The organism is Rhodococcus sp. K11/5, from assembly GCF_055193735.1.
Window position 1 is genome coordinate 4,109,020 of record NZ_CM143721.1, and the last position, 25,093, is coordinate 4,134,112.

A 25,093-nucleotide genomic window follows, 5' to 3' on the forward strand; every position below is an offset into this window, starting at 1 on the left:
CTGTGCACGCGTCATCCCCGGCGGGACCGGCGCCGCTTACGCACGACCCGCACGATGTCGTCCACCACCGCGTCGAGATGCGCACTCACCGTGGCGGCCGAGTATCGCAGGACGCGCCACCCGTCGTCGATCAACTCGTTCTGCCGCACCCGATCGGAACTGAACACCCGCGCCGCCGAGTGGAACTCTCGGCCGTCGACCTCGACCACCACCCGGCCGCGGCGACACACCAGATCCCCGTAGTACTTCCCCACCCGCCCGTTGATCTCGAGTCGCACGCCGCGGGCCGTGACCCCTCGTGCCACCATCCGCTCGACCTCGGACCTGGTTCGCGGACAGCAGGTTCGTAGCTGCTCCCGCACCGCGACCACCCCGTGCGACCGCGGGGCCTCGGCACACAACACCGCGACCCGACGCCAATCGACGTGGGTGTCGACAGCGGCGTCGAACAGGCGGTCGAGGTCCACACCCGTCGTCGTCGTGGCCACGTCGAACAACGCCCGCTCCACCGGCACCATCGCCAACCCGCGCCACGAGGTCGCCGTCCCCACGGCTCGGCGATGGAGTCGAACCCACTCCGGCCCGTGCACACCCACCCCGGCGGGCACCGTCGCGTGGACTGCCGCGGGCACCTCGGGAAGCAGGCCCCACGCCCACGCCGCGGTGTCGTGACTGAGCACCGCGGCCGGTTTCCACAACGCGACGGCCCGGCACCGATCGACGTACGACGGTTCGCTGGTAGCCAGAATCGACGGGAGCACGCGGTGCATGGCGTCGAGCTCGCGGCGGGAGACGCCGTCGGCCACGAGGTCGCGCCTTCGGTGAACGGACACCGGGACGACGCTGCCTCGTCGGCCGCCGATCTGCTCATCCGTATCCACAGGACGCGGCGTTCATCCACAGCCCACGTGCACCAGCTGCACACAACCATGCCCGGGACGTCACATCCGGCCCTGTGGAGCACGGTTGTGTGCAGCCTGTGCGCACCGACCGCACCGGCACTCAGCGCAGGAACGCCCCCGCAGCCGCGAGCGCCGGCGCCGACGTGTCCCCACCCTCGACGAAGACCGCGAACGCCAGGTCCCCACGGATGCCGACGAACCATCCGTGCGACGGTCCGCCCTGCACCTCGGCGGTACCGGTCTTGCCGAGCAGACCGCTGATGTCCTGCAACGACGACGCCGTACCGCTCGCCACCGTCTCCGCCATCATCGCGCGCAACTGCTCGGCGACCTCGGCCGGGAACGGCTCGGGATCGGTGTCGGCGGTGGCCGGACGTCCGGCGATCATGGTGGGCGTCGGCGTGGCGCCGTTGGCGATGGCCGCCGCGACCAGTGCCATCCCGAACGGGGAGGCCGTCACCGTGCCCTGTCCGATGCCCGATTCGACGCGCTCGGCCGGGGTGGTCGCGGGCGGCACCGAACCGGTCACCGTGGTGAGTCCGGGGGTGACGAAGTCCGCGCCGAGGCCGAACTGCAGCGCGGCGTCCGGCAGTGCCTCGGGGGGCAGGTCGGCGGCGAGCTGCGCCATGGTCGTGTTGCACGAGCGGGCGAAGGCCTCGGTCAGCGGGACCTCACCGAGAGCGAAATCGTCGTCGTTGGGAATCGTGCGGCCCTCGATGTTCGCGGACGCCGGGCACGGCAGCACGGTCTCGGGGGTGACCTCGCCGGCCTGCAGCGCGGCGGAGGTGGTGACGGTCTTGAACGTCGAGCCGGGCGGGTAGAGCCCGGTCAACGCGATGGGACCCTGCGAATCGGCGGGGCCGTTCTGCGCGACGGCCACCACCGCTCCCGTCGACGGGGTGATCGCGACGATCGCCGCGCTCTGCGGCACTGCGGCCAGTGCGTTCTCGGCCCGGAGCTGGAGCAACGAGTCGAGCGTGACCTGGATGTCGGACCCGACGGTGGGGTCGACGCCGACGAGCTGCTCGGCCACCGCACCGTCGGCGTTCACCAGCTGAACGGACCACCCTGCGTTCTCGTCCTGCTGGTCCTGCCACTCCTGCGCGACGTCGTTCAGCGCGGGCGAGGCGAGCGCCGGGTTGACGGTGAGCAGCCGGGTCTGAGGAGCGAGGGTGACCCCGGGGACCGCGGTCAGCAGTGTCTCGATCGGCGCGAGGTCGGAGTCACGCAGCGCGACGGCGGTGATCGTTCCCCCGGACGCCGCGTCGAGGCTCTCGCGCAACGACTCGGCGGTCACCGTGGGAGCGGCCGAGGAGACCAGCGCGGCGACGGCCGAGGTGTCCGCGGTCGTGTCCAGGTTCACCAGCGTGACCACCTGCTGGGTCATCAGCGGCGACCCGGACGAATCGAGCACGCTCGGCACCGCGGTGGCGCCGGTCGGTGTGTAGCGAACGGAGGTGTCGGCGGTGAGGCCGGGAACCACGGTGGCGGGATTCCAGGTGATGCGCCATCCCGCCGGGGTCTCGGTCGCCGAGCCCTCGGTGTCGTAGGTCCAGACGCGCTCGGCACCGGGATCGGTCGCGGACTCCGGCTCGGACGTCTCGGAACCGGAGGTCTCGGAATCGGACGTCTCGGACTGCGCTGTCTCGGACTGCGCCGTCTCGGGATCGGTCGATTCCGCGGGGGAGGTGTCGGACGCGTCGGCCTCCGGCTCCGGCGGGGTGAACGACCACGAGGCGGACAGCGTGAACGTCTGCGCCTCCTCGTCGGCCGCGCTCACCGAGAACCGGGGTGTCGCGTCCACGGTGCCGCCGCCGCGCAGACCGTCGTACATCTGCGTGAGGGTCTCGGTGGCCGCCGCGGGGTCGGACGTGAGTTCGGCGGCGGCGGCGACGTTCTGCGTGCTCAGTGCCTCGGCGAACAGATCCGCGGTGGTTCGGGGTTCCGGCGGCTCGGTGGTGCCGCAGGCGGTGACCACCAGGGCGGTCACGACCATGACGACGCTCGCGCGGAGGGATTTCGACCGATGAAGGGTGTGCACGGGTAGATAGTGCCCCACCGGATCCGCGCCGACGCATCGACAACCGTCCCGGATCGGTGTAATTGTGTAATCAGCGTTGCGTAATCAAGTAATCACTCGGAGGTATCCACCATTACCCGACACGATCACCACGACGAACGAGGCCGACGCGCCCACCGCCGGCCCGGTGGGTGGCAGCAGAAGGACCTACCCGACGCCACCGACGCGGCCGAGTGGTTCCGCGGCCGCCTGCCCGACGAGTGGTTCGACGGTGACGCCGCCGTCGCGGTCGACCGCGAGGAGATCGTGGTGACGGGCGACCTCCCTGTTCCCGATTCCTCGAGCGCCGCGGCGGACGGCCGGATCTCGCGGTTCCGCGAGTCCTCCCGCGAGGACCGCATGCGGATAGCCCGCGAAGCCGAGGCTCGCTACGGCCGCAAGGTCGCGTGGGGTGTCACGGTCGACGGCGACACCACGTTGTTCACCCACCTCGCGGTCCCGGTCATGACCCGCCTCCGCCAACCGGAACGCCTGGTGCTCGACACCCTCGTCGACGCGGGGGTCGCGCGGTCACGCGCCGATGCCTTGGCGTGGTCGGTACGCCTGGTGGGCGATCACATCGATCCGTGGCTCGCGGAACTGCGGGCGGCGATGGAGAAGGTGGACGACCTTCGCTCCTCCGGGCCCGATCTCGACTGAGTCGCAGCATGTTTCGGTAACGCAGTTGACGAACGCGGATGGTCGGTCGTACCGTGAGAACTGCAACATTCCCGACGAACGGACCTCGACAGGTGTTCACTTCCTCGTAGTGCGGATCCCACCGACGACGCATCGCGGTGGCTCGACACGTCTCGACGAGGTACCTGTATGTCTTCCCCCTCCGTGGTCGTCACGGATCTCTCCTTCTCCTGGCCCGACGGCCGCGTCGTCTTCCGAGGTCTGAACTCGTCCTTCGCCGCCCATCGCACCGGCGTCGTCGGCAGCAACGGGTCCGGTAAATCGACTCTCCTGCAGCTGATCTCGGGTCGCTACGCGGCATCCTCCGGTTCCGTCTCCGTGAACGGTTCGCTCGCGTACCTGCCGCAGACCGAGTCCGGGAATCCTCGGGACACGGTGGCGGACCGACTCGGAATCACCGCCGTTCGGTCCGCACTGCACCGCATCGAGCGAGGCGACGCCGATCCCGGTGACGTCGACACGGTCGGTGCGGACTGGGATGTCGAGGAGCGTGCTCTCGCGCTCCTCGCGTCGGTCCGCCTCGCCTCTCTGGCCACGGACGCCACCGACCTCGACCGCGCCGTCGGAACGCTGTCCGGCGGCGAGGCGACCGCCCTGGGGCTCGCCGCCCGACTCGTTCGGCAACCCTCTGTCCTGCTGCTCGACGAACCGACGGAGAATCTCGACGCGACCGCGCGAGCGGCCCTTCGGCGAACCCTCGAGACGTTCCCCGGCGCCGTCCTCGTCGCGAGCCACGACACGGCGCTGCTGGACGACATGGACCAGATCGTCGAGATCCGTTCCGTCCATGACGCTCCCGCCGAGGTTCGGGTGTTCGGTGGCAACTTCTCGCACTACCGAGAGGTCGTCGATGCCGAGCAGGACGCAGCCCGGACCGCGGTGACCTCGGCGGAACAGGATCTGCGCCGACAGCGCCGTGAACTCGCGGACGCCCACACCACGCTCGCACGCCGGCGCCGAGCGGGCGAGAAGGCTGCTCGCGAGAAACGGGTACCGAAGATCGTCGCCGGGGGTCGGCGCAGCGCAGCTCAGGAATCGGCCGGCGCATACCGGGTGGGGCACGATCGGCGCGTCGCCCGGGCTCGGGAGCGGGTCGACGATGCGCGGGACTCGCTCCGCGACGACGCCGACATCGTCGTCGACCTTCCGGACACCGCGGTACACACGCACCGCCGGGTGGCCGACACCGGCGACGTGACCCTGGATCTCGGGGGACGCCACCCGGGTCGCGTCGTCCGTCTGTCGATCATCGGTCCGGAACGTGTTGCACTGGTGGGGAACAACGGAATCGGCAAGACGATGCTGCTCCGATCGCTCGTGTCCGAGGTACCGGCGGCGCGACTGCCGCAGGGACTCGCCGTGTTCGACGAGGACGCCACGGTCGTGGAGAACGTCGTCGTCGCGGCACCCGGAACACCGATCACGGAGGTCCGAACACGGCTCGCACGCTTTCTGTTTCGAGGCCGACGGGCGGACGCGACGGTGCGCACCCTGTCCGGCGGCGAACGGGTGCGCGCGGCCCTCGCCATGGCGCTGCTCGCGGACCCCCCTCCGCAGCTGCTGGTCCTCGACGAACCGACCGACAATCTGGACGTGGCGTCGAAGGAGCACCTCGCGTCGGCGATCCGGTCGTTCCGCGGAGCGCTGGTGGTGGTCAGCCACGACGAGCCGTTTCTCGACGACATCGGCGTCACGAGGCGGCTCGAACTCACCGACACCGGGCTGGCACGGGTGGACACGGCAGCAGAGCCGACCTGAAAGACTGCACCGGTGGACTTCGCGACGAACCCCGTGGACGGAACCCGGATCGCCTACACCGTCACCGGTGACGGCCCGCCGGTCCTCCTGGTGCACGGGAGCCTGCTCTCGCATCAGATCTGGCGCACGTTCGGATACGTTCGGGCGCTGCGGGATCGGTACCGGCTGGTCCTGGTCGACCAGCGCGGGCACGGACGCAGCGACGCACCCCGCGACGTCGCGTCGTACTCGATGGACCGGGTGTGCGAGGACCTGGTGGCGGTGCTCGACGCGGCAGGAGTGGACACGGCTCACTACGTCGGATACTCGTTCGGCGGGAGATCGGGACTGCACCTCGTCTCGCGGGCTCCGGAGCGACTGCGCTCGCTGATCGTCGGCGGCTCGGGGTCGGCGCCGCAGCGGGGCGCGCTCGACGGTCTGTTCTTCCCCGGCAGTGCGGACGTGATCGCCGAGCGCGGGATGGCCGGGTTCGTCGACGAGTGGGGCGCTCGCCGCGGCTACCCCGTCGATTCGGGCACCCGGGCCGCGTTCCTGCGCAACGACCCGCAGGCCCTGGCGTCGTACTTCCGGGCGTCGGACGCGGACCCGGGCCTGCCCGACGAGACGGTCGCGGCCGTCACCACCGCCACCACGTTCTTCGTCGGGTCGCAGGATCGCCAGCGCATCGACGACGTGCGTCGCACCGCGAGCCTGCTCCCCGGCGCGGAGTTGCACGAGCTCCGGGGGTACGACCACGCCACCACCGTCGCCGCCCCGGAGGCCCTGGACCTGGTGGCGGCCACCCTGGCGCGCCACCGTCGGTAATCTCGACCGCATGGCTTCTCGGTTCTGGTCCCTGCTCTCCCGCTCGGTCGCCAAGGGGCACGCTCGCTCCCGCGACACGGTCGACAAGGCCGCCGGGTTCGCCGACTGGGCCCGCGAGGCCGACGCCGAGACCGCGGCAGCCGAACTCGCGGCGAGCGAGCTGAAGGATCTCTCGCGGTACCTCGCCCTGGCGCGGGAGACCGCGGACCGCACACTGTCGTTGCGTCCCTTCGACACTCAGCTCTACGGCGCGGTGCGGTTGCTCGAGGGCGACGTCATCGAGATGGCGACCGGCGAGGGCAAGACCCTGTCGGGCGCCGTGGCCGCCGCCGGCTACGCCCTGCGCGGTCGCGACGTGCACGTCATCTCGGTGAACGACTTCCTCGCCCGACGCGACGCGGAGTGGATGGGGCCCTTCTTCGAGGCTCTGGGCCTGACCGTGGGGTTCGTCGACGCGTCGTCCACGGCCGAGGAGCGCCGGGACGCGTACGCCTGCCGCGTGACGTACGCGTCGGTGAACGAGATCGGGTTCGACGTTCTCCGTGACCACCTGGTCGACGATCCGGCCGATCTCGTCTCCCCCGCGCCCGACGTCGCCATCGTCGACGAGGCCGATTCGGTCATGGTGGACGAGGCACTCGTCCCGCTGGTCCTCGCCGGGTCGGTGGATCAGGAGGTCCCCGGCGAGGACGTACTGCGGGTGGTCGGCACCCTCGAACGCGGCACGCACTTCGACGTGGACACCGATCAGCGCAACGTGTTCCTCACCGAGGACGGCGCGCTGGCCGTCGAAAAGGCCCTGGGCGGAATCGATCTGTACTCCGAGGAGCACATCGGCACCACGCTGGTCCGCATCAACGTGGCTCTGCACGCGCAGGTCCTGACGCGACGCGACGTCGATTACATCGTGCGCGACGGCCGCGTGCAGCTGGTGAACGCCTCGCGGGGCCGGGTGGCCGAGCTGCAGCGCTGGCCCGACGGTCTGCAGGCCGCCGTCGAGGCGAAGGAAGGGCTGAGCCGCACCGACACCGGGCAGGTGCTCGACACCATCACCGTCCAGGCCCTCCTGGGTCGGTACGACCGGGTGTGCGGCATGACCGGAACGGCTCTCGCTGCGGGAGAACAGCTTCGGACGTTCTACGGGCTCGGGGTGTCGTTGATCGAGCCGAACGAGCCGAACGTGCGACTCGACGAGCCGGACCGCGTGTACGCGACCGCGGAGGAGAAGAACGCCGCCGTGATCGCCGAGGTGCGGGCGGCCCACGCCGCGGGGCAGCCGGTGCTGGTGGGCACCCACGACGTCGCGGAATCGGAGGACCTGGCCCGACGCCTGGGTGACCTCGGGGTCGACGCGATCGCCCTGAACGCCAAGAACGACGCCGAGGAGGCCGAGATCGTCGCCCGCGCCGGCCTGCGCAACGCCGTGACCGTCTCGACCCAGATCGCCGGGCGCGGAACGGATATCCGGCTCGGTGACGGCGTCGCCGAGCTCGGCGGACTGCTGGTCATCGGAACCGGTCGCTACGTGACCGAGCGCCTCGACAACCAGTTGCGCGGCCGGGCCGGGCGTCAGGGCGACCCGGGCCGGTCGGTCTTCTTCGCCAGTTGGGACGATTCGCTCGTCACCCGGTACCTCGAGAAGAGCGACCGGTCGGGCCATCCCGACGAGACCGGGTTCATCGCCACCGACCTCGCCGCGAAACGTGTGGACCACGCGCAGCGCGTCGCCGAGGGCGTCATGCTCTCCACCCACTCCTCCACGTGGCGGTACAACCAGTTGACGGCGCAGCACCGGGACATCCTCGACGTCCGGCGCACCGCACTGCTCACCACCGACGAGGCGTGGACGCTGATGGCGGACCGACAGCCCGAGCGCGCGGCGGAGCTGGAGAAACGCGTCGATCACGACGTTCTGGTGCGGGTGGCGCGGCAGATCGTCCTCCACCACCTGGACCGCGCGTGGTCCGACTACCTCGCCCACCTGAACGACGTGCGGGAGAGCATCCATCTGCGCGCCCTCGGTCGCGAGAACCCGCTCGACGAGTACCACCGCATCGCGATCGACGCGTTCGCGGAGGTCCAGACCCGCGCGCTCGAGGAGTCCGATCGCACCTTCCTGTCCGCCGAGATCACCGCCGACGGCATCGACACGCTCGACGCCGACCTGGTCCGCCCGTCGTCCACCTGGACCTACGTCCGCGAATCGCATCGGCCGCTCGCCTTCTGACGGACTATTGCGAGTGCTCGCTCTCCAAGTTATGGTGACACCATCCAAGTGATGGAGGTCACATGAGCACACCCGGTTCCCCGACGGCGCCCTCGGGCACCCCCTTCGACGTCGTCATCCGCGGCGGCACGGTCTTCGACGGATCGGGTGGACCCGGGGTGCGCCGTGATGTCGGTATCACCGACGGCGTCGTGCACGCCCTGTCCTCCTCTCCTCTCGACGCGGGCCCGGACACCGAGGTCATCGACGCGGACGGCCAGTGGGTCATGCCGGGCTTCGTCGACGTCCACACGCACTACGACGCCGAGGTGCTGGTCGGCCCCGGTCTCACCGAATCCGTCCGCCACGGCGTCACGACGGTTCTGCTCGGCAACTGCTCGTTGTCGACGCTGTACTCCTCTCCAGTCGACATCGCCGATCTGTTCAGCCGCGTCGAGGCCCTGCCCCGCGACCACGTCCTCAAGGCCGTCGACGCCCACAAGACCTGGTCCGGTCCCGAGGACTACATCGCGGCGCTCGAGAACCTTCCCCTCGGACCCAACATCGCGGCACTGGTGGGTCATTCGGATCTGCGCGCGCACGTCATGGGACTCGACCGCTCGACGGATCGCACGCAGAAGCCCACGAAAGAGGAGTCGGCCCAGATGGCCGACGCGCTCGAGAAGGCTCTCGACGCCGGGCTGCTCGGTATGTCGACGATGACCAACCCCTGGGACAAGCTGGACGGTGACCGGTACCGGTCTCGCTCGCTGCCGTCGTCGTACGCCTCGTGGTCCGAATTCCGCCGCCTGCACAAGATCCTGCGTCGCCGCGGACGCCTCCTGCAGAGCATCCCGAACCTCAACACCAAGTACGACATGGCGTTCTTCCTCGCCACCGCCACCGGAATCGGACGCACCGCCCTCAAGGTGTCGTTGCTCGCCGCGGCCGACGCCAAGGCCTCCCCCTGGATCCACCACATCTTCGGCCCGCTCGCCGCACTGGTGAACGGACCCGGCCGCGGTCAGTTCCGGTGGCAGCACCTGCCCACCACGTTCGACGTCTACTCCGACGGCATCGACCTCGTGGTCTTCGAGGAGTTCGGCTCCGGTCGCGCCGCCCTGCATCTGCGAGAAGAGCTGGGCCGCAACGAACTCCTGCAGGACGAGGCCTACCGACGGTGGTTCCGCGCGGACTTCGAGAAGAAGTTCTCCTCCCGCGTGTGGCACCGCGACTTCGCCGACGTGATCGTCACCGAGTGCCCCGATGCGTCGATCGTCGGCCGTACCGTCGCCGACGTCGCGCGCGAGCGCGACATCCACGTGGTCGACGCCTTCCTCGATCTCGTCGTCGAGCACGGCCGGAAGTTGCGGTGGCACACCACCATCGCGAACCACCGGCAGAAGCAGATGGACAAGCTGATCACCCGTCCCGGCGTCACGGTCGGCTTCTCCGACGCGGGCGCCCACCTGCGGAACATGGCGTTCTACAACTTCGGCATCCGGCTCCTGCGACGGGTGAACGACGCGCGCGAGTCCTTCCTCACCGTGGCGCAGGCGGCGCACAAGCTCAGCGGCGAACTCGCCGATTTCTACGGCGTCGACGCCGGCCACATCCGGCTCGGTGACCGTGCGGACATCGTCGTGGTGAACCCGACGGGACTGACGCACGAGGTGGACGCCTACAACGAGGAGTCGATGCCCGAGTTCGGCGGTCTGAGCCGCATGGTCAACCGGAACGACGACGCCGTGACGGCCACCCTGGTCGGTGGGCGCGTCGTCTACCGCGGAGGGCGCTTCGCCTCCTGGTTCGGAGTCTCGGAGCGCGCCGGCCGGTTCCTGCGCGCCGGCGTCACCGATCGCGGCCCCGTCCCCGCGGCGACGTCGTCGGACGCGACGGTCGTGGTCGGGAGCAGTACGGTCGGGGTGTGACCCGAACCCAGGAGCAGCGCCGCACCGCCACGATCGGCAAACTCCTCGACGCCACCATCGCGTCGCTGGCCGAGAAGGGTTACGCGGCAACGACGGTCAACGAGGTGGTGACGCGGGCCGGGGTCTCGTCGGGCGCGCTCTTCCGGCACTTCCCCACGCGCCTCGATCTGGTGGTGGCCGCGGCGGACGAGGTGCGGCGACGACAGTTCGAGGAGTTCCGCACCGGTCTCTCCGGCTTCGGCTCCGCGTCGGTCGAGCACTGCCTCACCCTGCTGCGCGCCGCCTGCCGCGCCCCGATCAACGGCGCCTGGTACGAGTTGCTGATCGCCGCCCGCAGTGACACGGCGCTGCGAGACCGACTGGTGCCGTTCACCGTTCGCTACCACCGCGAGATCGTCGATCTCGGTCGGTCGTTGCCCATCGCGGGCACGGTGCCGCCCGCCGAGCTGGACACCGTGCTGTTCACCGTCGTTCACCTTCTCGACGGTGAGGCCCTGTCGGCCGTCGTACACCCCCAACCCGAGCAGGAGGACGTACGGTTGCGGCTCGTGGCGAGGCTCCTTCGCGGCGAGTCCCTCTACACCCGAAGCGAGGCAGGATGACCTCCCATCACAGCCGCTGGACCGTGCGATCGACCGGCGCCACCCTCGCCGTGTTCGAGTTCGGGAACCCCGAGGCCGAGCACACCGTGGTTCTGGTGCACGGCTACCCGGACGATCACCGGATGTTCGACCGCATGATCGACGCGCTCGGTGACCGGGTGCGCATCGTCGCGTACGACACCCGCGGCGGCGGAGCGACGATGGTCGACGACCCCACCGACACCGCGTCGTTCACGCTCGACACGCTGGCCGAGGACTTCTTCGGCGTGGTCGACTCGATACCCGATCGCCGCGGGAAGGTGCACGTCTTCGCCCACGACTGGGGCTCGGTGCAAATGTGGGAACCGCTGCGCTCGTCGCGGGCGGTGGACGTGGTGGCGTCGTACACGTCGGTGTCGGGGCCGAGCCTGGACCACCTGCGGCAGGTGTCTCGGCGGTTCGCCGTGCGGCCGACGCGGTGGGGATCGATGGTGGGGCAACTCGCGAGGTCCTGGTACATCTGGGGTTTCCAACTTCCCGTGGTCCACACCCGGGTGCCCGCCCTGATGGTCGCCGCGGCGGCCGACGATCCCGCCCCCGCGCCGGAGGTGGCGAACCAGCAGCGAGGAATTCTTCTCTACCGCGCCAACATCCTGCCGCGCATGGTGTCCGGACCGGATCCGCGATGCGACGTTCCCACCACCGTGGTCCTGCCGATGAAGGATCGGTTCCTGTCGCCCGTATTGATCGAAGGAGTCGAGCACTGGGCTGCCGACCTCACCGTGCTCGAGGTCGACGCCCGGCACTGGTGGCCGTACAGCCACGCGGGCGACGCCGCGGACGTGCTGATGGACGCGGTGGAGCGGGCCGGATAACCGGCCCGCTCACACCACCGGACCCGCGCGCTACCGCCCGAGCCGGTCCCCCGTCACCGGGTGGAACAGGTACACCAGTCCGTCCTGCTTCTTCAGCGTCACGCGGTCCCCGATCTTCGCCGGAGCGCGACGCGGTGAGCGAGCGACCACCGTGGCCGTCGAGCCGTCGAGGGCCCGGATGCTGCCGTCGCCGAAGTGGGCGTAGAGGTACGACTCGTTGCCCAGCTCCTCGACCAGATCCACGGTGACGGCCAGACCGTCGTCGTCGGGTCCGCCGATGGCCAGCTGTTCGGGGCGCAGACCCAGCGTCACCTCGTCCAGCCCGGCGGCCGCGATGGCCGTGAGCTGATCGCGCTCGAGTTCGATGGTGCGCTCCCCGACCTTCAGACCTCCGGACACCACCGGCGCGGTGAACAGGTTCATGGCCGGCGAGCCGATGAACCCGGCCACGAAGGCGTTGATCGGGTGGTCGTAGAGCTCGGTCGGAGCCGCGAACTGCTGCAGCTTGCCGTCCTTGAGGATGGCCACCCGGTCACCCATGGTCATGGCCTCGACCTGGTCGTGCGTGACGTAGACGGTGGTGGTGCCGAGGCGACGCTGCAGCGCCGCGATCTGCGTACGGGTCTGCACACGCAGCTTCGCGTCGAGGTTCGACAGCGGCTCGTCCATGCAGAACACCTGCGGCTCGCGCACGATGGCGCGTCCCATCGCCACGCGCTGGCGCTGACCGCCGGAGAGCTTGCCGGGCTTGCGGTCCAGGTAGTCGGTGAGGTCGAGCAACCGCGCCGCCTCCGCGACGCGGGCCTGACGCTTCTCCAGGCTGACGCCGCGCATCTTGAGTGCGAAGCCCATGTTCTCCCCGACGGTCTTGTTGGGGTAGAGCGCGTAGTTCTGGAACACCATCGCGATGTCGCGATCCTTGGACGGCACCCCCACCATGGACTTGCCACCGATCTCGATGGCCCCGCCGTCGATCTCCTCGAGGCCGGCGAGCATCCGCAGCGCGGTGGACTTGCCGGAGCCGGACGGCCCGACGAGGACGACGAATTCCCCGTCCTGGATGTCGAGATCGAGGGAATCGACGGCCAACGAATCGGCCCCCTCGTAGATGCACGACGCCTGCTTGTACGCGATTGCAGCCATGGTCTTTTCTCCTATTTGATTGCGCCGAAGGACAGTCCGCGCACGAGCTTGTTCTGCGCGAACCATCCGGCGAGGACGACGGGGAGGGCTGCGAACGTCGCAGCGGCGGACAGCTGGGCCCAGTACAGCCCCTGACCGGTGATGAAGCCGACCAGGTAGACCGGAATGGTCTGGGCCTGAACGGCGGTGAGGTTGACGGCGAAGAAGAACTCGTTCCACGAGAAGATGACGCAGATCAGCGCGGTGGCGGCGATGCCGGGCGAAACCAGCGGCAGGATCACCTCGCGCACCGACGTCCACAGCGACGCGCCGTCCATGCTGGCGGCCTCGAGCAGTTCGCTCGGCACCTCGAGGAAGAACGAGCGCATCATCCAGACGGCGATCGGGAGGTTCATCGCGGTGTACAGGACCACCAGGGCCCAGATGTTGTCCAGCATCCCGATGTCGCCGACGATGACGTACAGCGGCACGATCACCGCGACGACGGGAAGCATCTTGGTGGAGATGAAGAAGAACAGGACGTCCTGCGTCTTCTTCACCGGTCGCAGCGACAGGGCGAACGCCGCCGGAACTCCCAGCAGCAGAACCAGAGCCGTGGACACCACGGTCGCGAACGCCGAGTTGAGCAGCGTGGTCCCGATCCCGCTCTCGAGGACACCGCGGTACTGATCGAGCGTCGGGGTGAACACGATCTTCGGCGGGTTCGAGTAGGCGTCGGCCTCCTGCTTGAACCCGGTGATCACCATCCAGAGCACCGGGAAGAAGAAGGCGATGCCGGCGACCCAGGCGACGAAGGACCAGACGGTGCCGGGTCCCCACTTCCCCTTCTTGCGGATCTCGGCGCCGGACGAGGTCGTGGTGACGGTCTTCTTCTTGGTGCTGGTCGCAGTACTCATCACGCCGCCTCCTCGTTTCCACTGAAGCTCTTGAAGATCAGTCGCAGCGCCAGGGTGCTGACGACGATGGTGGCCACCACGGTGACCACGCCCATGGCCGCGGCCTGTCCGATGTCGAACCCGAGGAACGCCCGCTGGTAGATGTAGAACGGCAGGTTGGCCGATGCGACACCCGGTCCGCCCGAGGTCATCATGTAGACGGCGTCGAACGTGTTCACCAGGTAGATCGCGCCGAGAACGGTGCCCAACTCGATGAACCGGCGCAGGTGCGGCAGCGTCAACTCACGGAAGAGCTTGACCGGTCCGGCACCGTCCACCCGAGCCGCCTCGGCGATGTCCTTGGGCATGGACTGCAGGCCGGCGAGGATCAGCAGCATCATGAACGGCGTCCACTGCCACACGAGGTTGGTCATGACCGCGGCGAGCGGGAACCGCGAGACCCAGTCGATCTCGCCGACGCCGAAGGGGCTCAGCGCGAAGTTGATCAGGCCGAAGACCGGATCGAACATCGTGGTCTTCCAGATCAACGCACCGGCGACCGGGGTGACGAGGAACGGCGTGATCAGCAGCGTGCGGATCAGGCTGCGACCGATGAACTTTCGATCGAGCAGCAACGCGAGGGCCAGGCCCAGGATCACCGAGATGATCACGGTGCCGACGATCATGATCACGGTGTTCATCGCGACCTCGCGGAACTGACTGTCCCGGAACACGTCGATGTAGTTGTTCAGGCCGTTGAACTCTCGCGAGCCGGGGCGCACGAGGTTCCAGGACTGCGTCGAGTAGTACAGCGTGAAGAGGAAGGGGATCTGCGTGACGACGATGGCGAACACCAGCGCCGGTAGCAGCGGCCCGCGTCGGCGCCATCCCTCCGCCTTCGAGATCGCCCGTTCCCGTGGCACGATCTTCTGATTCGCTCCACGCGAATCGATTTCGGTCGTGGTCATCACTGATCCTCCTGATAGGTCCTACCGACCACTTCGGCGTACTGCTGCGCTTGGTCGAGCGCGTCCTGGACGCTGATCTGTCCTGCGATCGCGGCGCTGATCTGTTGGCTGACACGCGTTCCGAGGTCCTGGAACTCCGGGATGGTCAGGAACTGGACGCCGGTGTACGGCACCGGATCCACGGTGGGATCGTTCGGATCGGCACTGTCGATGGAGTCGAGGGTCAGCTGACCGTAGGCGGCCGAGGCCTCCGCGTACTCGGGGATCTCGTAGGTCGAGAGGCGACTGCCGGGCGGCACCCGCTCCCAGCCGAGTTCGTTGCCGACCTTGTTCAGGTACTCCTTGCTCGTCATCCAGGACACGAACTTCCAGGCCTCGTCCGGCGCCTCGCTGGTCTGCGGAATACCCAGGGCCCAGGAGTACAGCCAGCCGTTGTCGCCCTTCGCCTCCGACGGAGCCTTCGCGTACCCGATCTGTCCGACGACGTTGCTCGACGCCGGGTCCTCGAGGACCGACACGGCCGACGTCGCGTCGTACCACATCGCGGTATTACCCTGCGACAGTTGGGTTCCGCACTCGCTGAAGCCACTGGTGGCCGCGCCGGCCTGACCGTTCTCGCGGACGGTGTCGACGTAGAACTGCACGGCGTCACGCACCTCGGGACTGTTCAGCTGGGCGTTCCAGTTCTCGTCGTACCACCGGCCGCCGAACGCGTTGATGACGGTGTTGAGCGGCGCGAGCACCTCGCCCCAGCCGGGCTTGCCGCGCAGGCAGATTCCGGACAGGCCGGGTCCGTCGAGCGCGGCGGCGGCGTCGGCGACCTGCTGCCAGGTGGGCTCGGCCGGCATGTCGATCCCCGCCTGCTCCATCAGGTCCTTGCGATACATCAGGAACGAGGACTCGCCGTAGAACGGCACCGAGTACATACTCCCCTCGTAGGACAGCGATTCGCGCAGCGTGGGGATGAAATCGTCCTCGTCGTACCCCGGCGTCGCGTCCGCGTACTCGGACAGGTTCGTCAGCCAGCCGTTCTCGGCCCACTGCGGGGTCTCGAAATTGCTGATCATGACGACGTCGAACTCACCACCCCCGGTGGCGACGGAGGCGGTGATCTTCGCGCGGGCCTCGTTCTCCGACAGCGAGACGAATCTCAGGTCGATGCCGGGGTTCTCGGCTTCGAAGTCCGGGGCCAGCGAGATGGCGTCGGACATCTGCGAGTTCGACACGATGGCGACGGTGATCGTGGTCCCGTCGCCGCCACCTCCGAACGAGCCCGCGCCCGCGCAGCCGCTCGCCACCAGCGCGGTGGTGGCGGCGAGCGCAATCAGCGTGGTCGGTTTCTTCACTGGATGGACCTCGTTCCTGGTCGGACGGTCGGGGGGATCGAAAGCGTGGTGCTCGCGCTACCGAAGAAGCTCGGTGGCACAGGCGATGTCGGTGACCAGCACGGTGGCCAGCCCGCCGCGCAGGGCGGCCCTGATGGCGGCGTGTTTGCGACGGCCGCCGGAAATCAGAATGGTGTTGGCGCACGCCCGTATGTCGGAGAGCGGCACCGAGACCGTGCGATCGGACAGCGAACCGGGAACGTCCTTGCCGTTCTCGTCGAAGAACCGTCCGCCGATCTCGCCCACCGCCCCCAGCTCGTCGAGCTCACGGAGCACGGCGGCGTCGATGAAGCTGCCCTCGAAGAGCGTGGTCGAGGTGGACACCGGTCCGAGTCCGTAGAACATCAGATCGGCGTTGCGGCCGGCGTCGATGGTCCTGGAGATGACCGAGTCCTGGAGGAGCGCAACGACGGTCGCGGGGTCGGCGTAGAGCGGCGCGTTGAGGCGTATCGGGTTGGCCGAGAGCTGCTCCGCGCAGCGACCCAGGACGAAGTCGACGCCGGTCTGGTAGTCACCGGTGGTCATCGAGCCGTCCAGTTGCACGACGGTCGTGCACCGACCGCCGCGCCCGGTGAGCGATCGCGCCACCGCCACCGTCTCCGGTCCCCACGTGAAACCGATGGTGTGCGACGGCTGCAGGCGTCGGGTCAGCACCGACGCCCCGACCTTCCCCAACGCGTCGTACCGGACGTCGCTCTCGTCGACGTCGGTGGTGACCACCAGGGCCTCGTCGAGCCCGAAGCGGCGTTCGAGTTCCCGCTCGAGGTCGGTGTGCACGGAACCACTGAGCGCGTCCGGCACGTGGATCTCGATCCGCACGAGGCCGTGCGCTCGAGCTCGGGCCACCAGACGTCCCGCCGTGGGTCGAGAGACGCCGAGCTTGGTCGCGATCTCGGCCTGCGTCGCACCCTCGACGTGATACATCGTCGCGGCCCGCAGGGCGAGCCGGAGCTCGTCGGGGGTCGGCTCGGGGGTGGTCACGGGACTGGCTCCTGACTCGGTGGGGTGAGCAGATGCTCACCACTTGTTCTTCTGCTCATTTACGCTAACATCGAGATGTGATCCACACAACAGTCGATTCGATGAGTGCCGCAGTTCTCACGCGGCCGGGCCTGATCGAGATGCAGACCGCACCCGTTCCCGCCCCCGGCGCGGGCGACGTGCTGGTCCGCGTCGCGTCCGTCGGGGTCTGCGGGTCCGACGCGCACTACTACCGCGAGGGGCGGATCGGGGACTTCGTGGTCGACGAACCGCTGATCCTGGGGCACGAGGCGTCGGGAGTCATCAAGGCCGTCGGCGCCGGGGTGTCGCCGAACCGCGTGGGATCACGCGTGTCGATCGAGCCGCAGCGGCCCGATCCCGCCAGCCGGGAGACCCGTACCGGGCACTACAACCTGTGTCCGCACATGGAGTTCTACGCGACCCCACCCGTCGACGGCGCGCTCTGCGAATACGTGACCATCGGAAGCCTCTTCGCGCACGACGTACCCGATTCCGTCTCCGACGACGCGGCCGCGCTCTTCGAGCCGCTGTCGGTCGCCATCGCCACCGTGCGCAAGGCCGCGGTCACGGCGGGCTCCCGCGTCCTGGTCGCCGGCGCGGGCCCGGTCGGCATCCTCACCGCGCAGGTCGCTCGGGCCTTCGGTGCGACCGAGATCCTGGTCTCCGACATCTCGGAGAGTCGCCGCGCCGCCGCGATGCGCTACGGCGCGACCCGGGTGATCGACCCGACGGCGGAATCCGTGCACGAACTCGGCGTCGACGCGTTCGTCGACGCGTCCGGGGCACCGCGCGCGGTGCAGGACGGGATCCGGGCGGTGCGTCCGGCCGGCCGCGTCGTCCTGGTCGGTATGGGCGGCGACGAGTACCCCATCCCGGTCTCCGTGGTCCAGAACCGGGAACTGTGGATCACCGGAGTGTTCCGATACGCCGACACCTGGCCCACCGCAATCGAACTGGTGCGCACCGGACGAGTCGACCTCGACAGCATGGTGACCGCACGATTCGACCTCGACCACACCGAGGACGCCCTGAACCACGACCGCACCGAGGGCAGCATCAAGGCCGTCGTCGTCGTGCACCCCAGCGAAGGAGATCGTTCGTGAAGCTGTCCACCGACACCCTGTCCGCGCTGCCCGACGAGGTGGATGTCCCCACCTACGATCGGTCCGCCGTCACCACGGGCATCGTCCACCTCGGCGTGGGCGGATTCCACCGCGCTCACCAGGCCATGTACGTGGATCGACTGCTGCGCAGCGACTTCGAGTCCGCATCGCAGTGGGGCATCTGCGGCGTCGGCGTCCTTCCGGGCGATCGACGGATGAAGGACGTCATGGACGCGCAGGACGGCCTCTACACGCTCGCACTCCGCCATTCCGACGGCACGTGGGAGACGTCGGTGATCGGATCGATCACCGAATACCTGCTGGCCCCCGACGATCCCGAGGCCGTCGTCGAGAAGATGGCGCACCCGGGCACCCGTATCGTCTCGCTCACCGTCACCGAGGGCGGGTACAACTTCTCGGCGGACACCGGCGAGTTCGACGCCGAGAACCCCGCCGTGCAAGCCGATCTGGCGCCGGATGCCGTTCCGGCCACTACCTTCGGGTTGGTGTGCGCCGCCCTCGCCCGGCGCCGCGAGCGCGGGCTCGCCCCGTTCACCATCATGTCCTGCGACAACATCGAGGGCAACGGCCACATCGCCCGCGAGACCTTCACCGCCTTCGCCGCTCTGAAGGATCCCGCGCTGGCGCAATGGATCTCGGACGAGGCACAGTTCCCCAACTCCATGGTCGATCGCATCACGCCGGTCACCACCGAGGAGGTCACCACCGAGATCGCGTCCCGGTACGGCATCGACGATCTGTGGCCCGTCGCGGCGGAACCGTTCACCCAGTGGGCGCTCGAGGACCGCTTCACCCTCGGCCGTCCTCGGTTCGAGGACGTCGGGGTGCAGGTGGTGGACGACGTCACCCCGTACGAGCTCATGAAGCTCCGCCTGCTCAACGCCAGCCACCAGGCCCTCTGCTACGTCGGGTATCTCAGCGGCTACCGGCTGGTGCACGACGTCGCGCGCGACCCGCTCTTCGCCGAGTTCCTCCTCCGGTACATGGACGAGGAGGCCACGCCCACGCTGCACCCGGTCCCCGGCATCGACCTCGGCGACTACAAGGCCACGCTGATCGAGCGCTTCTCCAACCCCGAGATCCGCGACACCGTCGCGCGCCTGTGCGCGGAGTCGTCCGACCGCATTCCCAAGTGGCTCCTGCCCGTCGTGCGTACCAACCTGCAGTCCGACGGTCCGATCGCACTGTCCGCCGCCGTCGTGGCGAGCTGGGCTCGCTACGCCGAGGGAGTCGACGAGCACGGCGAGGAGATCACCGTGGTCGATCGACTGCGCGACACACTGACTCCACTGGCACGCACGCAGCGCGAGAATCCGACGGCGTTCCTCACCGATCGGTCCGTGTTCGGGGACCTCGTCGACGACGCTCGCTTCGTCGACGCGTACACCGAGGTGCTGGCCTCGCTGCACACCGTCGGGGCGCGCGCGACGGTCGAGGGGTTGCTGGGGCGCTGAACGTGGGATCGGCCGGGGGGGCTCAGGTCAGTTCGCTGAATCGCTCCGTGTCCCGCACCTGTCCGGACACGATGACCGTGTCCCCCGCCGCGATCACCGTGTCCGCCGTCGCGTAGGTGAAACCCTCGCCCGGCCGCTTCACCGCGACGACCGTCACGTGGTGTTTGGTACGAATGATGCTGTCGCCCAACCGCTTGCCGATCACCACGGCCGGCGGGGATGTCTTCACCATCGCGAAGCCGTCGTCGAACTCGATGTAGTCCATCATGCGTCCGCGAACCAGGTGCGCCACGCGCTTGCCCATGTCGTGCTCCGGCCGCACGACGTGCTGCACGCCGATCTGCGTCAGGATGCGAGCGTGCGCGTTGCTGATCGCCTTCGCCCACACGTTGGACACCGAGAGGTTGATCAGCGCGGACGCGGTGAGCAGGCTCGCCTCGAGGTCCGAGCCGATGCCCACCACGGCGCGGTCGTACTCGTGCACCGACAACTGCCGCAGCGATTCCTCGTCGGTGGTGTCGGCCACCGCGGCGTGGGTCAACCGGTTCGACACCCGTTGCACCACCGCCTCGCTCGTGTCGATGCCGAGCACCTCGGCTCCCTGCGACATCAACTCGAGGGCCAGCACCAGGCCCACCAACGACGCGATCGTCATGATCCCGAAGCCGCCGATCTGGATGGCCGCGAGGATGACGAACTGGCCGAAGCCCGACCAGTGGTTCGGCGTGTCCACCACGATCAGCCCGGTCAGCGAGATCGCGGACGCGGCGGTGAACAGCGCCTGCAGCACGTCGGTGTCGCGGCCGGGGAGCGTCGCCACCGGAAGCATGAGGACCGCCGCGCCGATCACGATGGCGAGCGCGAACCCCGCCGCCATGACCCGCACCGGGGTGAGTCTGAAGATCGCGGCCCGGCGCGACCCGTCCTGTGTGGGCACTCGACGCAGCGTACGCGCGTCCTACATGCCTTCGGTGAGGTCTCGTACCTCGCGATACCGTTCGCGCACTGCCGGTGTCGGATCCGCCTCGTATGTCCGGACGGCCGTCCGGGACCACTGCGGCGGGGAGTCCGCGCCGGACAGTGTCCACGCGGCCTGCCGAGCAGCTCCGTCGGCAACGTATTCGCCCGGTTCGGGCACCACCACCGGCAGACCGAGGATCGCGGGCGCCAGCTCGCGCAACGCGGCGGATTTGGCACCGCCACCGATCAGCAGGACGCGGCGCCCCACGACCCCCTGTTCGCGGAGGTGGTCGATGCCGTCGGCCAGACCGCACAGCAGGCCCTCGACCGCGGCGCGGGCGATGTGCCCCGGCGTCGAATTCGCCAGTCGTAGACCGTGAATCGCGCCGGATGCCTCGGGCCGGTCGGGGGTGCGCTCCCCCTCGAGGTACGGCACCAGCACCAGGCCGTCGCTGGTCGAGGACAGGGCGAGCCGGGACAGTTCGTCGTGATCGACACCCAGCATCGACGCCATGGCGTCGAGCACCCGCGCCGCGTTCAACGTGCAGACGAGGGGCAGGTGCAGTCCGGTGGCATCGGCGAAACCCGCCACCAGACCCGACGCGTCGGCCGCGGCGACGTCGGTCACCGCGGAGACGACACCCGACGTGCCGACGGACACCACGAGATCGCCCGCCGCGGCACCGAGACCCAGTGCGGCAGCGGCGTTGTCACCGGTTCCGGGTCCGATGCACGCGCCGCCGGCCGTCGTCCCGATGGACTCGGACGGCAGAGCGACACGCGGCAACCGGGGAGTGCGACCCCGGAAGGCGAGCTCGAGCAGATCCGTCCGATACCGACCGTCCGCGGCGGAGAAGTATCCGGTGCCGCTGGCGTCTCCACGATCGGTCGCGAGCGCGGCGAGATCGTTCGTGCCGCCGAGCTTCCAGGACAACCAGTCGTGTGGAAGACACACGGCCGCAGTGCGATCGGCGTTCTCCGGCTCGTGGTCGGCGAGCCATCGGAGCTTGGCCGCGGTGATCGACGCCACGGGCACCACGCCCACCGCGTCGGCCCAGGCCCGGCCACCACCGAGCTCGTCGATCAGATCACGAGCGGACGACGCGGAGCGAGTGTCGTTCCACAGCAACGCCGGTCGGACCACCGCGCCGGATTCGTCCAGGCACACCATCCCGTGTTGCTGCGCACCGATCGCGACCGCGTCGACTCCGTCCATCCCGCCGGCATCGTCGAGCGCGCGCTCGAAGGCCGTCCACCAGTGCTGCGGGTCGACCTCGGTGCCGTCCGGATGCGAGGCACGGCCCTCACGGATCAGCTCACCGGAATCGGCGTCGCGAACGACGATCTTGCAGGACTGGGTCGACGAATCGACACCCATCACCGGAGCCACGCCATACGTCCTCTCGATCGCCGTCGTGCGAGGAGTTCACGCTACCGTGATGCGATGCCCACCCACGACGAACCGCGCGAATCGGCGGACGCGTGGACACCGTCGACTCCGTCCGAGGGATTCCGCCTCGACGTGATGGACGCCGCGCTGCGGCTGTTCGAGGACAAGGGATACGAGGCGACGACCGTCGACCAGATCGCCGAGAGCGCGGGGATGTCGCGGCGCACGTTCTTCCGGCAGTTCGGCGCCAAGGAGGACGTGGTGTTCGTCGACCACGACGTGACCCTGGTGCAGGTGCGTCGGTTCCTCGAGTCGACGGATCTCGACGCGGACGCTGCCGTGTGCGAGGCCGCGGCCCGCGTCTATGCGCGCTTCGCCGGGACGCCGGAGACCACCCGTCGCCGGTACCGCGTCGTGCAGACCGTCCCGGCGCTGCGCGAACGCGAGATCGTCATGGTGCTGCGCTACGAGCGGGTGTTCGCCGAGGTGCTGCGGCGCGACGGCGATCCGCTGCACTCGGTGCAGTTCGCCGCGGCGATCACCGCGACCCACAACTATCTGCTGCGCACCTGGCTGCGCGGCGCTCCCACGGACGTGAGCGACGTGCGGGCCGCCCTGACCCGGGTGCGTCGCCGCTTCGCCGCGGACGCCCCCGCGGACGGACCCGTCGTCGCGGTCCTTCCCCCCGGCACCTCGGTCGCCGACGTGACGAACCTGCTCGGTCGGCACCTCGGCGGAACCTCGGTCTGAGACTCACCACCGGGCTTCACCACCGGGCGTCACCACCAGCGGGTGACGTCGCCGATCGCCTGATCGAGGGCCGGAACCAGCGTACGGACGTACGACGCCGACAGGTGGTGCGAATCGTGGTAGACCAACACGTTGCCCACCACCACCGAGCACAGGTCGGGGCCGCACACCGCGTCGGACAGATCGACCGGCACCACCGACCGGTACGGGATCGACGCCAGGAAGCCGGGGTCGACCGGGGCCAGCACCTCGGATCGGGGCATTCCGCAGCCGTCCGCGTCGCCGCCGTCGGCGAGGCAGTCGATGGCCCGGTAGGGCACGCCCTCGACGCTCAGCCACGGCGTGTCGCGCAGAGCGATGACGTTCAGGCCCATCTCCTCGAACCGTTCCCACACGTCGACGTACGCCTGCGGGGTGATGTCGCCGAACTCGGTCGGACTCGGCCGCGTGGAATTGGTGATGATCCAGTCGGGCCGTTCGACGTCCAACCGGTCCAGAACATCGCGCGACCAGGACGCGCAGTTGGGGTTGGGCGTCTCGAAGAGCATCGGCTCACCGATGTCGAGCGGGCACCCCATCTTCAGGAAGGTGACCACCCTCAACCCCCGCTGCTGACCGATCGCGTCCACCGCGGTGATCCAGTGCTCGGCGTGCGAGCCGCCGACCAGCGCCAGGGTCCGGGTTCCCGCGGGATCGCCGTACTCGCAGCGCACCACGTCGGGGCTGTTCATGTCGGTGATGCAGCCCTCGAAACTCGTCCGCGGCAGATCCTGCTCCGCCTCGAACACCGTCGGGCGCATCGCAGCGTCGGGCACGGGGACACCGTCGGTGAGGGCGAGGGCGCCGGGATAGCGAGCCGAGTCGAGCTGGTCCGGGGCTCGTTCGTCGGTGGCCGGACTGGCCAGGTACGCCTGCCAGGTGAGGGTGCTCGCCACCAGCACGACGAGTGCGGTGCCGAGGGCCGTGACGAGGGTCCGCGGGGAACCGGAGGGTCGCAGCATCGGCTTCTCGACGAGGACGCGCGTCACCATCGTCGCCGCCACGGAGATCGCCACCACGATCAGCCCGTCGACGAGACCGACGGTGGGACTGTCGGTGAAGTCCAGATAGAAGATCAGCACCGGCCAGTGCCAGAGGTAGAGCGGGTAGGCGATCTCGCCGAGGAACAGCAGCGGCCGGGTCGAGAGCAGGCGCGAGACGCCGGGCGTGGGGCCGCCGGCGCCGGCGAGGATCAGCGCGACGGCCGCACCCACCGGGAACAGCGCGGCGGGGCCCGGGAACGACGCCGCCCCGTCGAGAATCAGGCCGCAGGAGAGAAGGGCGATCAGACCCAGGACACCGAGCGCGCGACGCGTGAAGAACGGGAGCACGAGACGGTGGATCGTCAGACCCAGCAGCGCCCCGGCGGTGAGCTGCCACAGACGGGCGCCGGTGTCGTAGTAGGCCCATCCTTGCTGCGTCGCGCTCGTGTGCGCCGCGTAGACGAAGGAGAGCACGGTGACCATCGCGAGCACGCCGATCAGCAGCCGTCGCGATCCGAGGACCGACAGCGCCAGCACGGCGACGACGATCCCGATGTAGAACTGCATCTGCACCGACATCGACCACAGATGCTGCAGACTGCTCACCGACGCGTCGGCGGCGGCGTAGTCCGAGGCGGTGCGCGCGAGCTCCCAGTTCTGCACGTACCCCAGCGACGCGAGCAGTTGACCGCTGACGTTCTCCCACACCGTGTACGGGCTGCTGTAGACGGTCCACGCCGCGACGGCGGCCAGAACCACGATGTACGCGGGGAAGAGGCGGCGCGCGGTGCGAGCCGCGATGCGGCCGACGGCTCGGGGGCCACCGCCCTCGACGCGGCGCACCACCATCGTGGTGAAGAAGAATCCGGACAGCACCAGGAAGACGTCGACGCCACCGGACACCCGGCCGAGCCAGATGTGGAAGACCACCACCAGCGCGATCGCGAGGCCCCGGAGGCCGTCGAGATCGGTGCGATACGGAGCCGACGGCCGCGCGCCCGGTACCCGGGCGGGCGTCGAGCGAAGCCCGGAAACGTCGTGGTGCACGTGTCGAGGTTAGTCGGCGGAACGGTGTGCTCGACGCCATCCCGCTTGGCACCAAGTGCCAAACCGGGTCTGGGATTGCCCGGCTCCGTCCCGTAGACTCGCCCTCAGACGTGACACCGAGTGCCACCCCCGCGGTGGTCGACAACCGATCTCACACC

The 25,093-nt window shown here is 69.2% G+C and carries 20 protein-coding genes and 1 pseudogene; 10 read left to right on the forward strand and 11 right to left on the reverse strand.

The window, feature by feature from the left end; translation table 11 throughout:
* Positions 1-11 precede the first annotated feature (11 nt).
* Both ACY466_RS19155 and ACY466_RS19160 read right to left on the reverse strand, forming a co-directional pair.
* A complete protein-coding gene (locus ACY466_RS19155; protein WP_463247968.1) occupies positions 12-833 on the reverse strand; it encodes a DUF559 domain-containing protein in 822 nt (273 codons plus the stop codon).
* Between the two features lie 169 nt (positions 834-1,002).
* Positions 1,003-2,898 (reverse strand): penicillin-binding transpeptidase domain-containing protein, encoded by a 1,896-nt coding sequence (locus ACY466_RS19160; protein WP_463252369.1) that lies wholly within the window; start codon positions 2,896-2,898, stop codon positions 1,003-1,005.
* Between the two features lie 156 nt (positions 2,899-3,054).
* Between ACY466_RS19160 and ACY466_RS19165 the strand changes: the two genes are divergently transcribed.
* The 7 genes from ACY466_RS19165 to ACY466_RS19195 all read left to right on the forward strand — a co-directional run bounded on the left by ACY466_RS19165 (position 3,055) and on the right by ACY466_RS19195 (position 11,815).
* Entirely contained in the window at positions 3,055-3,621 is a 567-nt protein-coding gene (locus tag ACY466_RS19165; RefSeq protein WP_463252370.1) for a hypothetical protein, read from the forward strand.
* 168 nt (positions 3,622-3,789) lie between these two features.
* The gene (locus ACY466_RS19170) at positions 3,790-5,418 is read left to right on the forward strand and encodes an ATP-binding cassette domain-containing protein (protein ID WP_463247972.1); all 1,629 of its coding nucleotides are present in this window, start codon (positions 3,790-3,792) and stop codon (positions 5,416-5,418) included.
* Positions 5,419-5,430: 12 nt separating this feature from the next.
* Positions 5,431-6,222, forward strand: a complete 792-nt coding sequence (locus ACY466_RS19175) for an alpha/beta fold hydrolase (protein WP_463247974.1) — start codon at positions 5,431-5,433, stop codon at positions 6,220-6,222.
* A gap of 10 nt (positions 6,223-6,232) precedes the next feature.
* A complete protein-coding gene (gene secA2, locus ACY466_RS19180) occupies positions 6,233-8,449 on the forward strand; it encodes an accessory Sec system translocase SecA2 (protein ID WP_463247976.1) in 2,217 nt (738 codons plus the stop codon).
* A 62-nt stretch (positions 8,450-8,511) separates the two neighbouring features.
* A complete protein-coding gene (locus tag ACY466_RS19185) occupies positions 8,512-10,359 on the forward strand; it encodes an N-acyl-D-amino-acid deacylase family protein (protein WP_463247979.1) in 1,848 nt (615 codons plus the stop codon).
* Complete coding sequence (locus ACY466_RS19190; protein WP_463247980.1) at positions 10,356-10,961, forward strand: TetR/AcrR family transcriptional regulator; 606 nt, start codon at positions 10,356-10,358, stop codon at positions 10,959-10,961. Before ACY466_RS19185 ends, ACY466_RS19190 begins: the two co-directional genes overlap by 4 nt.
* On the forward strand, positions 10,958-11,815 hold the full coding sequence (locus ACY466_RS19195) for an alpha/beta fold hydrolase (RefSeq protein ID WP_463247984.1): 858 nt from the start codon (positions 10,958-10,960) through the stop codon (positions 11,813-11,815). Before ACY466_RS19190 ends, ACY466_RS19195 begins: the two co-directional genes overlap by 4 nt.
* 30 nt (positions 11,816-11,845) lie before the next feature.
* Here the strand turns inward: ACY466_RS19195 and ACY466_RS19200 are convergent, their stop codons facing one another.
* From ACY466_RS19200 to ACY466_RS19220, 5 genes are read right to left on the reverse strand one after another with little or no spacing between them, the layout of a single operon-like run.
* Complete coding sequence (locus ACY466_RS19200; RefSeq protein ID WP_463247989.1) at positions 11,846-12,958, reverse strand: ABC transporter ATP-binding protein; 1,113 nt, start codon at positions 12,956-12,958, stop codon at positions 11,846-11,848.
* Positions 12,959-12,969: 11 nt separating this feature from the next.
* On the reverse strand, positions 12,970-13,854 hold the full coding sequence (locus tag ACY466_RS19205; RefSeq protein ID WP_463247991.1) for a carbohydrate ABC transporter permease: 885 nt from the start codon (positions 13,852-13,854) through the stop codon (positions 12,970-12,972).
* Positions 13,854-14,801 carry a carbohydrate ABC transporter permease gene (locus tag ACY466_RS19210; RefSeq protein ID WP_463247994.1) on the reverse strand — a complete coding sequence of 316 codons (948 nt, stop codon included), beginning with the start codon at positions 14,799-14,801 and terminating at the stop codon, positions 13,854-13,856. The genes ACY466_RS19205 and ACY466_RS19210 overlap by 1 nt, the downstream gene beginning before the upstream one ends.
* The gene (locus ACY466_RS19215; protein WP_463247997.1) at positions 14,801-16,147 is read right to left on the reverse strand and encodes an ABC transporter substrate-binding protein; all 1,347 of its coding nucleotides are present in this window, start codon (positions 16,145-16,147) and stop codon (positions 14,801-14,803) included. The genes ACY466_RS19210 and ACY466_RS19215 overlap by 1 nt, the downstream gene beginning before the upstream one ends.
* Positions 16,148-16,204: 57 nt before the next feature.
* Positions 16,205-17,167: a sugar-binding transcriptional regulator gene (locus ACY466_RS19220; protein ID WP_463248001.1), complete on the reverse strand. Its 963-nt coding sequence runs from the start codon at positions 17,165-17,167 to the stop codon at positions 16,205-16,207.
* Positions 17,168-17,268: 101 nt separating this feature from the next.
* Here ACY466_RS19220 and ACY466_RS19225 point away from each other — a divergent pair, with 101 nt between their 5' ends.
* Both ACY466_RS19225 and ACY466_RS19230 read left to right on the forward strand, forming a co-directional pair.
* Positions 17,269-18,291: an NAD(P)-dependent alcohol dehydrogenase gene (locus tag ACY466_RS19225; protein WP_463248004.1), complete on the forward strand. Its 1,023-nt coding sequence runs from the start codon at positions 17,269-17,271 to the stop codon at positions 18,289-18,291.
* Positions 18,288-19,766 carry a mannitol dehydrogenase family protein gene (locus ACY466_RS19230; protein ID WP_463248008.1) on the forward strand — a complete coding sequence of 493 codons (1,479 nt, stop codon included), beginning with the start codon at positions 18,288-18,290 and terminating at the stop codon, positions 19,764-19,766. The genes ACY466_RS19225 and ACY466_RS19230 overlap by 4 nt, the downstream gene beginning before the upstream one ends.
* A gap of 22 nt (positions 19,767-19,788) precedes the next feature.
* Here ACY466_RS19230 and ACY466_RS19235 read toward each other — a convergent pair whose 3' ends face one another.
* From ACY466_RS19235 to xylB, 3 genes and pseudogenes are all read right to left on the reverse strand, one after another.
* Positions 19,789-20,376 (reverse strand): potassium channel family protein, encoded by a 588-nt coding sequence (locus ACY466_RS19235; RefSeq protein ID WP_463252371.1) that lies wholly within the window; start codon positions 20,374-20,376, stop codon positions 19,789-19,791.
* Between the two features lie 9 nt (positions 20,377-20,385).
* A pseudogene (locus ACY466_RS19240) lies at positions 20,386-20,643 on the reverse strand (TrkH family potassium uptake protein); the annotation flags it as partial.
* Positions 20,644-20,724: 81 nt separating this feature from the next.
* Positions 20,725-22,104, reverse strand: a complete 1,380-nt coding sequence (gene xylB / locus ACY466_RS19245) for a xylulokinase (RefSeq protein ID WP_463252372.1) — start codon at positions 22,102-22,104, stop codon at positions 20,725-20,727.
* Positions 22,105-22,170: 66 nt separating this feature from the next.
* On the opposite strand from xylB, the gene ACY466_RS19250 reads away from it, so the two are divergent.
* On the forward strand, positions 22,171-22,866 hold the full coding sequence (locus ACY466_RS19250) for a TetR family transcriptional regulator (protein ID WP_463248011.1): 696 nt from the start codon (positions 22,171-22,173) through the stop codon (positions 22,864-22,866).
* Positions 22,867-22,895: 29 nt separating this feature from the next.
* Here the strand turns inward: ACY466_RS19250 and ACY466_RS19255 are convergent, their stop codons facing one another.
* Positions 22,896-24,935, reverse strand: coding sequence for an acyltransferase family protein (locus tag ACY466_RS19255; RefSeq protein WP_463248015.1), 2,040 nt, complete (start codon positions 24,933-24,935; stop codon positions 22,896-22,898).
* Between the last annotated feature and the right edge of the window lie 158 nt (positions 24,936-25,093).